Consider the following 12,546-nt stretch of genomic DNA (forward strand, 5'->3'; position numbering starts at 1 on the left):
CTTTCTTATTCATCATTCTTGATCTCTATTGCTTGTAACACAGAACTGATCTTAAAAAATATTGAAAATGCCTGATTTTGAAACATGGCTAAAGTCATATTTCAAAGCAGCGAACGTCAATTATCCAAAAATTTCGGAATAGTTATGCAGATGAAGTTTCAAATACTTTAGATAGGATAATTAACCCCTCATGTTCTTCAAAACCATTTTTCTTATAAAATAGTTCTGATGGGTACCCTCTTTCTGTATTCAGAATAACTGCATTTAAGCCTTCTGCCTGACATTGCGTTTCAATATGACGCATCAATAGCTGTCCAATTCCTTGTCTTTGGTATTGGGGATGAATAAAGTATTCATCAATATAATATTCAACCCCTTGATTCCATGGTTTTTTAAAACCAATACTTGCTGCAAGCATTTGATTATTGGAATGTGCCACAAAACCGATAAAATAATTATTAGCTAAATGAGCAGATAAAAATTCAACGATTGGTTGAGTAGACTGCCAGTTTTCATTCCACGGCTCTGCGTTATAGGTCTTACAATATAAATCTGCACACTCATTTATATGCTCATGTTGAAATTTTGAAAATCTAATCTGCATTTAAAATCATAAAGTTAATAATATTAATAATAGTATAACCGATAAATAAGTAACTATATATCAACTCAGAGATGAGTCGGTTGGGGCGATCTACACTAACAAGGATTATTGATGATTTTGAAATATTATCAACAAATTCTAAAATTAACATAATGCACGTTATACGTAGTTCTTGAGTTTTTCTGGTAAACATCAAAATCTTAGTTAAGGTCGTTCTAAGGATCAGCGCACCGAAACGGCTTTTTAGTGATTGTTATGTGCCACGGTCAATAAAACAATCAAAGTTACACGACTTTATGTAGACTCATTTAATCCTTAAACAGAAAAAATACCCAGATGGAATAAGAATAGATGCCCAAGCAGTTATTGATTTTGCACTGATGATCTTGATTGCTAATTGGAATTATAAAAAATAGTCTGTATCACTCTGAATTTTAGGTGAAATGTCCTGTTCAACCCACTTTAACCATGCTCTTGTTTTTGCATCAATAAAATGACGCGATGGCAGTAAGGTATAAACACCAATATCAGGTGATCTCCAATCTGCTAAAACACGGCGCAATCGCCCAGTACGTATAGCCTCAATCACAGCAAAAGTTGGAAGTAATGCTATGCCCATATCTTGTTGCACCATGTCCAGTAATAGCTCTGGTGTGTCGGCAATCAATTGTCCTGTAATATCAATTTGATAGGAACAACTACTGTCACTTACGAGATGCCATTGTGGTGTAATCGATGGGTTCACCAATCTTAAACAGGCATGCTTTTGTAGATCATCCAATAATTTCGGTTCACCATATTTTTCTAAATAGGCAGGTGATGCACAAAGTAATGAAAATATTGTTCCAATGCGACGAGCAACAAATCTGGAGTCAGTCAAAGATTCCGTGAGATATAAACTGACATCAATTCCTTTAGCTAAAAGGTCTGGTACATTCTGCGAAGTACGATATTCAACCGTAAGCTCTGGATAGGTTTGACAGAACTCAGCCATCATTGGCGACACATAATGATGCCCAAAACTTGCCATACTCAAAACACGCAATTTGCCCTGCGGTTTGCTTGCCATTCCCATGGCTTGAGCTTCAGCCTCTTCCACCATTGCGAGTACTTGACGACATTGCTCTGCATATGTTGCACCAATATCGGTCAATGCATGCTGTCTGGTCGATCGTTGTAGTAATTTTGTACCTAAACGCCCTTCTAACTCGCTTATGAGTCGGGATACTTGCGCTGTTGTCAGTTCCATCTGCTCTGCCGCAGCAGTAAAGCTTCCACTATCAATGACTTTTAGGAAAGCATGCATTGCATGGAGTAATCCACCCTCAAGATTTTTGCGCATAACGTAAATATGTTTTTCTAAATTACGCATTGTTGCACCAGTCTGGATCACCCACAATGACATTAATGTACATACATTGAACAGTTTTTATTGTCTTCAATGCACTGATCAATTTTTTTCCGAGTATGTCATTTACTCCAAATATTCAACGGGATGTTGAGAAAAGAAAGTAGCAAGACTACAAAATTCCAAGGAGATATAAATGAATATAGCGACAAAATTTACTCCAAATAAAATTCCAACCAAGGATGTATCACTTGACGATAAATATCTCAGTGATTTCGGTACTGCTTACATGACTGGTATTCAGGCAATGGTGCGTTTACCACTAGCGCAAACACGGCGGGATACTTTAAACGGTTATCATACTGCTGGATTTATTTCTGGCTATCGTGGTTCCCCTGTTGGAAATTATGATAATTTCCTTTGGCAAGTTGAAGGCATACTTAAAGACCATCATGTTGTTTTTCAACCTGGCGTAAATGAAGATCTCGCTGCTACTGCAATTTGGGGTACTCAACAAGCCAATCTTTCAGGTCAAGGCAAATATGATGGTGTGACTTCTTGGTGGTATGGTAAAGGTCCTGGTGTAGATCGTTCTGGAGATGTTTTACGTCATGCCAATCTTGCAGGAACATCCGAACGAGGCGGTGTGGTTGCCTTCTTTGGTGATGACCACTCTTGTAAATCTTCGAGTATTCCACATCAGTCAGAACACGTGATGATTGGTTGTGGCATTCCAATTTTTTACCCGACCTCAATCCAGCAAATTCTTGATTTAGGTGTTCATGCGGTCGCAATGTCACGCTTTGCAGGCGTCTGGACTTCAATTAAATTGGTTAGTGAAATTGTCGAAACCTCTGCATCTGTTCATGTAGATTCAGATCGCGTCACACCTGCTTTACCCCAAAATATTCAAATGCCTGAAGATGGCGTCAATATTCGTTGGCCTGATCATGGTATTCAGCAAGAAGAACGTTTGTATAAATATCGCTTACCTGCTGTTCTCGCTTATGCACGTGAAAATGAACTGAATCAGATCACTTGGGATTGTGCTGATGCCCGCATTGGTATTGCTGCCAGTGGTAAAGGATACTTAGATACGATTGAAGCCTTACGGATACTTGGAATTGAAGGTGAAATCGCCCAACAGCTTGGACTACGTGTATACCAAGTTGCTCTAATTTGGCCCTTAGAGCCACAAGGACTTCGAAAATTTGCTGAGGGATTAGAAGAACTGATTGTCGTAGAAGAAAAACGCCCGATTATAGAAGCACAAATAAAAGATGAGCTTTATGCACTGCCAGATGGTAAACGCCCGCGTGTGATCGGTAAAGCCTGTGATGGAAAAGGTGAATGGAGTACCTCGATTGAGGAAGCCCCTTTGATTGGTTACTTTGAATATCAACCAGAACCGATTGCCAAAATGTTGGCAGCGCGATTTTTAAAATTAGATCTTCCAGAAACCTTAAAAATGCAAATCCAAAATCGCGTGGAGCTATTACAAAAAGCAGAGCAAGAATCAGCACGTGTATTGGATATTGCTGAACGTAAGCCTTTCTTTTGCAGCGGTTGCCCGCATAACGCATCCACAAAATTACCAGAAGGCAGTCGTGCCCTAGGTGGGATTGGTTGTCACTATATTGCAGTTCTACAGAATCACGGGACAGAAACATTCTCGCATATGGGCGGTGAAGGCGTGAGTTGGGCGGGTACCTCTCATTTCACCAATGAAAAACATATTTTTGCCAATATCGGCGATGGAACCTATTTCCATTCAGGATATCTTGCAATACGCCAAGCGATTGCTGCAAAACTCAATATCACCTACAAAATTCTCTATAACGATGCTGTCGCTATGACTGGTGGACAGCATGTCGATGGTCATCTCAGTGTTGCGCAGTTAACCCGACAGCTTGATGCTGAAGGCATTACCAAACAAGTGATTGTTACGGATGAACCTGAGTTAATTCATGCGGAAGAAGGTATTGCACCTCATGTCGAGATTTACCACAGAAATGAGTTAGATAGCGTTCAACGCAAATTACGTGATATTTCTGGCGTTACGGCGCTCATTTATGTTCAAACCTGTGCCAGCGAAAAACGCCGTCGTCGTAAACGCAATGCTTATCCTGATATTGCTCAGCGAGTTTTTATTAACAGTGAAATTTGCGAAGGCTGTGGTGACTGTTCTAAACAATCGAATTGTCTATCGATTGAACCTGTTGAAACAGCGCTAGGCACTAAACGTCAAATCAATCAAAGTAGTTGTAATAAAGACTTCTCTTGTGCCGAAGGTTTCTGCCCAAGTTTTGTGACCGTACATACCCGCGATATGAAACGCCCAGAAATATTTGACGGCATTCAAGCTGGCTGGCCTGAAAAGCCAATCATTGCCGAACTTGCACAAGATCCAATGCGTATTATGGTCGGTGGTGTAGGTGGAACAGGTGTGGTGACTTCAGGTGCTTTACTGGGTATGGCTGCACATTTGGAAGGTAAAGCTGCACGGATTATGGATATGGCTGGACTTGCCCAAAAAGGCGGTACAGTTTATTCCTACGTACAACTTGCAACAGCAGATGATCAAATTTCATCAACCAAGATTCCTGCGGGACAAGGTGATCTATTAATTGGTGCTGATGCCATTGTTGCAGGGAGTAAGGTAGCACTATCTCGTTTAAAATCAGGTGCTGTGGTTATTGTTAATGAAGATAGTTCCCCTACTTCCAATTTCCTTGAGTCTCGTGATTGGTTCGCACCGATTACAGATTTAATTCATCGACTTCGTGGTCGAACTTCACAAGATAAATTTTTCTCTTTACCTGTAACACGTATAGCCACACAAGTGCTCGGTGATGCGATCTTCGCCAATCAAATCTTACTTGGTATGGCTTGGCAATCAGGGCAAATTCCCTTGAAGCGTGAGAGTATTGAAAAAGCAATTGATCTGAATGGTACTGCGGCTGAACAAAACCTAGAAGCATTCCGCATTGGTTGTCATTTAATGAGTGATCCTGACTTAGCCAAACGGATTATTGCAACTATACCAGCGACAAGTAAACCAAGAACCCTAGCTGAATTAATTGAAGATCGTTCTGCTCGTCTTGTCGAGTATTGGAATCAAGATTATGCAACTCAGTACCGCACACTGGTGGAACAAGCTGCCAAAGTATTACCTGAAGAATTAACTGGAACCATTGCGACCCAACTTTATAGAGTCATGGCCTATAAAGATGAATACGAAGTTGCGCGTTTACTCACAGGAAAAAGCTTTAAACAAACGATTGAAACACAGTTTGGCCAAGGTTTACGTTTAACTTATCACCTTGCACCGCCAGCTTTGGGTACTCATGAAACTGTGCGCAAACGTGCTTTCGGATATTGGTTACGTTTCCCGATGATGATTCTGGCTCGTCTACAATGGCTTAGAGGAACTTTCCTTGACCCATTTGCTTTCCAACAAGAGCGTAAAAGAGAACTGGCTTGGCGTGATCGTTATATCACTTTTGTGAAAGACATCAGCTCTGCACCTAAAAGCTACGACTTATCTGTAGCTGAGCAAATCGCTCAATTACCAGCAGATGTACGAGGTTTTGGTCATGTCAAAATGCAAGCGATGGACGCAGCGATACAACGTTGGGATGAGCTTGAATTAAAACTTCGTAAAGATCATTAAATTTAAGGAAAATTGATTAAGTAAGTAGCTGATGCAGGATCAAAATGAGGTTTTATTGATACTCAGGTTATAGATCAGGTTCAGCTACTTACTTTTTAAACCTAAAAGCCTAACTCTTTTATTTAATGTAATTTCTTGACGGTTAGTCATAAAAACCTTTGTTAATTATGGGGAAGTTACTGCTTCTTTTACTGTAAAACTTAAAATCATTGCTTTAACGCTTTGTTGAATTTCTTTCCAATCCTTTAAATGTTTTTTACTAAAACTTGCATCAACATGCACTTTCAACTCGGGTTCTAAAATAAATTTGAGTGTACATTTTTGTAGCAAAGGATGATTCGAGCAATTGATCATTGATATGTCTTCATTCTTATTTTTTTCCACAGATACGTATAAATCATCAGTTTCCTCATATCCATATTTAGATATCCACTTTGGATCTGGAATATATTTTTCCAAACCATAATTTAACTGATCTGTTTTTTTATATACTTCTCTGTAACTTAATCGTCCTGAAGAACTGGTGAATGGTTTATTATTTACCGTTCTATCAAGCAGGCCCTTCATATCTCCATCCTTCACATATCTATTGCCAGCATATGCAAATACTTTTACCCATGGTGTGTCTGGCAATGATTTTTGTATTTTATATTCCTTAGATAAGGTCTTAGCTTGTGGTGCTTTTACATATGTAACAAGCAACGTCTCATCGGTATAACGTATCTCGAACGCTATAAAGTTTATAACTGAGTCATAATTACGTTTTGGTCTTGGTTTACACTCAGGTTCAGCTTTACTCCACTCCCATACAGGGCACAATTCATAATCTGCACTCACACCTTCACCCAAGTTTACGGGTTTACCTCCAAAATTTCCTACGCGGTAAGGTAATCCATAAGGTCCCATTGGAGGAGTAAAATCAGAAGACTTTTCTTCAACCTCTACTTTTGGAGTTTTATCTGTAGATAGATCGCAAGCCTGAAGAAATATTCCATTTAGTAGCATTACAATCAAAATTTTATGATTTATTCTCAACTTATTTTCCCCAATTTTTTACATTACCTGTAACTTTCGGTACAGATACCACCAATCTTTTTATACAAATTTCTTAGGTTTAACTGTCTTTATCTCATTAAACAATAAAAATGTCTGCTTCACATCATTCATTACACCTGAAATTTGATTTCTTTAAACTACTTAATAGTGTTGGTATGCAATATTCTAATAAAGCTAGGTTATTATTAGGTCATAGTTTATGATTTATTAAATTTTAAGATGAAAAATCCATTTTCTGATACCCCTCAAATTAGCGTGGTTTCTTCTTTCTCTGAACTTGTAAATTCGAATTTTCAAGGAGAAATGAATGCACTTTGCTGGTATCGAGATTTGGTTGGCGATTTTAAAGAAATTGTGGCCAAACTTGAGTTAAAAGAAAATATTACAGAAGTTTCCGTTGAAGATCTTTTAGGGCTACATCTTTCAGAACAAGGAAGTTTAGCAAGGGAAATTATCCTAAAAGATATTCAGCGATTAACTGAATTCGGTGCTTCTCCTACGCTTAATTTACTAAAGTGTTATGAACGAGATGAAGAACTAGACTTCATTTCAACAGATGTCTATTCGTTTCATATTGATCGTTCACCGATAGAAACAGATACTTTCTTATGTACTTATCACGGCGCTGCAAGCGATATCGTGCCCAACGATCAGGTTGAACAAAAAATTTTGATTCCAAAAATTAGAGAAAAACTCAAAGAACTACATGATGGCCCAGAAGCTGAATTTGAAACTTTCTTAGAAGAATATTTCTTTGATCTGCATTATCAGCCTAAACCCAATGCAAAACCTGTGAATTTAGGCTCAGGCCATCTTTGGCGTTTGGCAGTAGATCATCCAACACAGCAGGTTTTACCCTGTGTGCATAGAGCGCCTCTCGAAAAGGATGGTGAATATAGGTTGCTCTTGATTTGTTAAATATTTATTCGATATAGCATCGATGAATTTGATCTATTTATAGACGGTAAAAAAGCACCCTAAAGTTTTAAGGTGCTGAGGTGAAAACTTTACGACAAGAAATCACAGTTTCGGAGCTTAGTAATCCCAAAAAATGCGTTGAATTTCCTTTGCATCTTTGGTTTTTGTTAAAGCAAGTGCAGCAAGTAATTTAGCTTTTTGCGGGTTAAGGTCATGTGCGACGACCCAACCATATTTGTCATCTGGTTGTTCTGCATTTCTAAGCACAAAACCTTGAGGGACGCGAGATGAACGAATAATCTGCACACCTTGTTTCTGCAAGTCTGTTAAGGTTGGGACAATATAATTAGCTACAGAGCCATTCCCCGTACCTGCATGAATAATAGCTTTTGCCCCTGCTTTAGCATAAGCCGTGTATGCATCTGGCAACATATTGCCTGAACCATAAACAATTTGTACCAACGGTAGGCTATCGCCTTTAATATTTTCAATGTTAAATTCTGAGCTCTTATTATGACGTTTCGCCGAATTTCTAAACCAGTATGGTTTTCCTTCAACTAATGTTCCAAGTGCACCCCATTGGCTCGCAAATGCATTGGTATGGATATTAATTGTTTTTGAAACATCTCGTGCTGCGAAAATGTCGTCATTCATGAGCACAAAAGTTCCTTTAGCTTTTGCACTATCATCGGCAGCAAGTGCAACCGCACTATAAAGGTTCAACGGGCCATCAGCAGAAAGTGCAGTACTTGGACGCATTGACCCGACCAATACAATCGGCTTGTCTGAATGAATCACTAAATTCAAAAAGAAAGCTGTTTCTTCTAGTGTGTCTGTTCCATGTGTAATCACGACACCATTTACATCAGACTTTTTAAGTAAGTCATTGACTTGACGTGCAAGGGATAATAATTCTTTATCCGTAATACTTTCTGATGCAACTTGCATTGCTTGCACACCAGTCACATTGGCAAGGTTTTGAATTTGGGGAACCGCATTTAATAATGCATCCACAGGAACTTTTGCCGCAGTATAAGTTGCACTGTTGGTAGAGCTTGCGCCAGCACCTGCAATCGTTCCACCAGTAGCGACAACAACGACATTATTTTTGGCAAATGCTGCACATGGGAGTAATAGACTTAAACTGAGTGTTAAAGCTGAAATCGTTTTTTTCATAGGTCATCCTTTTTGAGTCATTTTATTCTTAGCATTTTTCATACCATAGTAAAATTACTGGAAAAAGATAGGATTGTATAGGTGTAGAAATTGTATTTTTTGGCCATCACATTTCTGAAATACGTTCAATCATGATGTATCTCTTGTAGTTTTGAGATGACTCCTATTTACTCAATACAGAACAGTTGCAAGAAAAGAGTCAAAATATGGTACGGCTATTTCTTAAATGTTTATCGCACTTTTTAGTATGTTGTTTTTTATTTAAAATGAAAGCAATATGCAGTCCCTCAAAGAATGAGAAACTGCGTCGCATTATTTAAGCTGAGGCTATTACCACGCGATCTCATGACCTTGAAAGTCGACAAACTTTTGTTCATTCTTGCCAATAAAATCCTCAACCACACGTACAATACCTGTTGTACTTTCTTTTACGCTGATGGGAGCATGGCTTCCGCCCATTTCAGTTTGAACCCACCCTGGGTGTAAGTTCAGCACGCCTATTTGGACTGGGATTGCCTCATTAATCGCAAAGCCACGTGTGATACTGTTGAGAGCGGCCTTACTTGCGCGATATAGCTCCATACTTCCCTCATCGTTTAAAGCAACGCTTCCCATGCGAGAACTCATAAATGCAATGACACTCTTTTCTTTCATTAAAGGAAGGAGTTTTCTCGCAATCGTCACGGGTGCAATACTATTTACCCAAAACAGATTAGCAATCTCATTGGGTGTACACTGTTCAACTCGTTGATGTTCTGGCCCAAGAATACCTGCAGAAACCAACAGTAGATCAATTGATTTTTCATGATAATTAATGAGTAAACTGTCAGCAGCTTGCATATGACTTAAATCTAATTCGGTTAATTCAAGTCGATCTGGATACTCAGAAAGCAGTTGAGTTAAGCCCGTGGAGACTTGGTTTATGTCTCGAATAGTCGCTATAACATTCCAGTGCCGATTGAGCAACTCACGAACTAAACCTAGGCCAATTCCCCTTGAAGCACCAACCACAATTGCACGTTTATTCTTATCAAACATAAAGTGTTCCTCTATCACGATAATTCAAGATGTAAAAAGAGCTTGAGTTCAAGCTTTCAATTAGTGCTTTAGAATATTGATTTACAAGCTTAGGAATACGTTTTAATCATAGTGCTGCAAAAGTTATTTATGCAAACCAATTTTTTGTTGACTTATTCAATATGAATGATTGTTCCAATAAATAAGCCTACATCTAATCTAATATGAATCGCACCAGTAATAGGTTTTCCTCCAACCCAACATTGGAGAATTTAGAAAACCTCAAACCTCGCAATTTCTATTTAGAAGTTCATAGTCCATGAAAATTGAGCTGTACGCGGTGTACCCAGAAATAAGTAATCATCCCCGAAGAAACTGCCTGCATCGCGCCAGTATTTTTTATTGAACAGGTTATCCACATTCAGACGCAGCATATTGTCATAACCATAAGCACGGAAGTTATAAGCAGCCCCTGCGTCAAATACACTATAGCCTGAAACTTTAACTGTTCCCGTTTTATTGGCGTATTTACTGCTGCTGTATTGCATACCTGCAAGTAAACGTAAGCCCTCGACTTGAGGCATTTGGTAAGACACATGACTGGCAAAACGAACCGTCGGTACATTTTGAGTTTGATGCCCTTTATAAGCATCTACCTGTATATTTTCCAAACGTGAACGGGTCATTGCTAAAGTCGATGTCATATCTAGATTTTCAGCAATACGACCTTGCAAGCCCAACTCCAAACCGAGGTTATGCTGTTCACCATCGGTGACATAGTAATTGTCTAAGTTGGTATATTGATGGTCTTGTGTTAGGTCAAACAAAGCGGCAGTAAACAGTAGATCTTGCCACTGCTGTTTAAGACCTAACTCATATTGAGTTGAACGTCTTGGTGCTAAGGTGGCATAAGCATTATTAGCATACCATGGTGCTTGGCTGCCGTCGCTGATCCCTTTGGCATAAGAAGCATACAGATGAGTATTCTGCCAAGGCTGATACATCAAAGCGAACTGTGGCAAGAAGCGATTGAAGTCAGTGTCACGAATACTGTTACCGTCCGCAGCATATGCACTTTCATTTAAATGCAAAAGCTTACCACCCAACAAAACTGACCAAGTATCATTCAATTCAATTTGATCCAACAGGTTGAGGGCTGTCTGTTGACTATCTAATGATTTGTAATGATTACCTAAAGCTTTATCCGTAGGTATATAGGTAATAGGATCATCATCAATATTTCCTGAACCTATCCATTCATTGATTGCATCATACTGAGTATGGCGTTTGTAAGCATGTGACAACTCTAAACTCAGGTTGTGTTGCCATGCTCCCGTGCTGAATTTTCCGTTCAAACCTGTTTTAAATTGATTGGTGAGATAACTGTCATCTGGGCTGCGGAAATCATAAATGTCATAGTTACCCTGTTGGTCAAAGGTATAGGCAAAAGCTGAGTAATCATCTACGACCACACGGCTTTGTGAAGCCGACAGATTGCTACTCCAGTTATCATTGATTTGATAGCTATATTTCAGACTCGTATTTAGACTTTCATTGGTGATCGGTTTACTCCAGCTTTGGTAGCCCAGCAAACGATCCCATTCCACTCCTGTCGGTACAGTTTCACCACCCAATAGCTGATAGCCCGGTACCGAACGCTGTTTTTGACGCTGTGATTCAATATCAAATTCGAGTTTTGAACGATCTGAAATTTTCCAGTCTAAAGCCAAGGAACCAAACAAACGTGTACCGTCAGCATGTTCAACATAGGGATGAATGTCTTCATACGCTGCATTCACACGATAACCAAACTGTTGATTGTCTCCAAGCCATCCACCAAAGTCTGTTGCCACACGACTACCGCCATGACTATCTGCTTCAAGGGTTAAAGACTGGACATCTTTGGGGCGTTTACTTACATAGTTCACGACTCCACCTGGGGTCGACATCCCACTTTGAATCGCACTCATGCCTTTGAGTATCTCGACTTGCTCTTTATTTTCAAGCGCTACATTTTGCTCACCACGAAGCGAATTACCGTTCAGTAAATAACTTGATCCCGCATTTAAGCTAAATCCCCGCATTACGAAGTTTGCATAGTAACCAATGGGTGCATAGCCATCACCAACAGATGCATCGTTTTTTACTACATCGCTGAGTGTTTTTGCATGTTGATCTGCTATCAGTTCAGCAGTAACGGTGTGAATAGATGCAGGAATGGCTGCAAGGTTTTGCTGGCCAAACCCAGACAAATTAACTTTGGGTTGATAATACGCCGTTGGTTCAGCTTGAGCAGTCGCTGTGATGGTTGCGAGTTGCGCCACATCACTGTCTTCTGCCGCATGTACCCATACCGAGTTCATCCCTAGACATGAAAATGAACCAACCGCCAATAATGCTTTTTGTAAACGAGAAAATGGATACGTTTTCACTGTCGTTGCTAACCCTAAAAGATAAATTTACAGCCTGAATTTTGCGGCATGAGTATTCACAATTTTTTTAGAATGAACAAGCACATTATTCAACATATCTCAGCTTTTTTAAAATTATCTGGCGATAGCTTTGAGTGTGAAGATTTAGTAATAACTTTGATATGCGTTTCATCTTTTCAGTCGTATTTGATACAGCATATGGTATTGGGACTTTAGCTGACTTGAAACAATGTATTGTGGATTGGAACCTAAAAGCTTAGGTTGATTTATTTCAATTTTTTAAACCATTTTTTGAATTTAGAGTGATTTTATAACTACAAAT

8 protein-coding genes are annotated in these 12,546 nt (G+C 39.2%); 2 read left to right on the forward strand and 6 right to left on the reverse strand.

Features of this window, described 5'->3' with window-relative positions; translation table 11 throughout:
- Positions 1–142: 142 nt before the first annotated feature.
- The gene (locus tag CDG62_RS11055; protein ID WP_087527460.1) at positions 143–604 is read right to left on the reverse strand and encodes a GNAT family N-acetyltransferase; all 462 of its coding nucleotides are present in this window, start codon (positions 602–604) and stop codon (positions 143–145) included.
- Between the two features lie 403 nt (positions 605–1,007).
- A complete protein-coding gene (locus CDG62_RS11060) occupies positions 1,008–1,946 on the reverse strand; it encodes a LysR family transcriptional regulator (protein ID WP_087527498.1) in 939 nt (312 codons plus the stop codon).
- A 202-nt stretch (positions 1,947–2,148) separates the two neighbouring features.
- Between CDG62_RS11060 and CDG62_RS11065 the strand changes: the two genes are divergently transcribed.
- On the forward strand, positions 2,149–5,625 hold the full coding sequence (locus CDG62_RS11065; protein ID WP_087527461.1) for an indolepyruvate ferredoxin oxidoreductase family protein: 3,477 nt from the start codon (positions 2,149–2,151) through the stop codon (positions 5,623–5,625).
- A gap of 165 nt (positions 5,626–5,790) precedes the next feature.
- Here CDG62_RS11065 and CDG62_RS11070 read toward each other — a convergent pair whose 3' ends face one another.
- Positions 5,791–6,660 (reverse strand): hypothetical protein, encoded by an 870-nt coding sequence (locus CDG62_RS11070; RefSeq protein WP_162904030.1) that lies wholly within the window; start codon positions 6,658–6,660, stop codon positions 5,791–5,793.
- A 240-nt stretch (positions 6,661–6,900) separates the two neighbouring features.
- Between CDG62_RS11070 and CDG62_RS11075 the strand changes: the two genes are divergently transcribed.
- Positions 6,901–7,599 (forward strand): DUF1826 domain-containing protein, encoded by a 699-nt coding sequence (locus CDG62_RS11075; RefSeq protein ID WP_087527463.1) that lies wholly within the window; start codon positions 6,901–6,903, stop codon positions 7,597–7,599.
- A gap of 117 nt (positions 7,600–7,716) precedes the next feature.
- On the opposite strand, the gene CDG62_RS11080 is transcribed toward CDG62_RS11075, so the two are convergent.
- The 3 genes from CDG62_RS11080 to CDG62_RS11090 form a co-directional block, all read right to left on the reverse strand.
- Positions 7,717–8,775: an asparaginase gene (locus tag CDG62_RS11080; RefSeq protein WP_087527464.1), complete on the reverse strand. Its 1,059-nt coding sequence runs from the start codon at positions 8,773–8,775 to the stop codon at positions 7,717–7,719.
- Positions 8,776–9,105: 330 nt separating this feature from the next.
- Entirely contained in the window at positions 9,106–9,813 is a 708-nt protein-coding gene (locus CDG62_RS11085; protein ID WP_087527465.1) for an SDR family oxidoreductase, read from the reverse strand.
- Positions 9,814–10,094: 281 nt separating this feature from the next.
- Entirely contained in the window at positions 10,095–12,224 is a 2,130-nt protein-coding gene (locus CDG62_RS11090; protein ID WP_087527466.1) for a TonB-dependent siderophore receptor, read from the reverse strand.
- Between the last annotated feature and the right edge of the window lie 322 nt (positions 12,225–12,546).

This window comes from Acinetobacter sp. WCHA55 (genome assembly GCF_002165305.2).
Lineage (GTDB): Bacteria > Pseudomonadota > Gammaproteobacteria > Pseudomonadales > Moraxellaceae > Acinetobacter.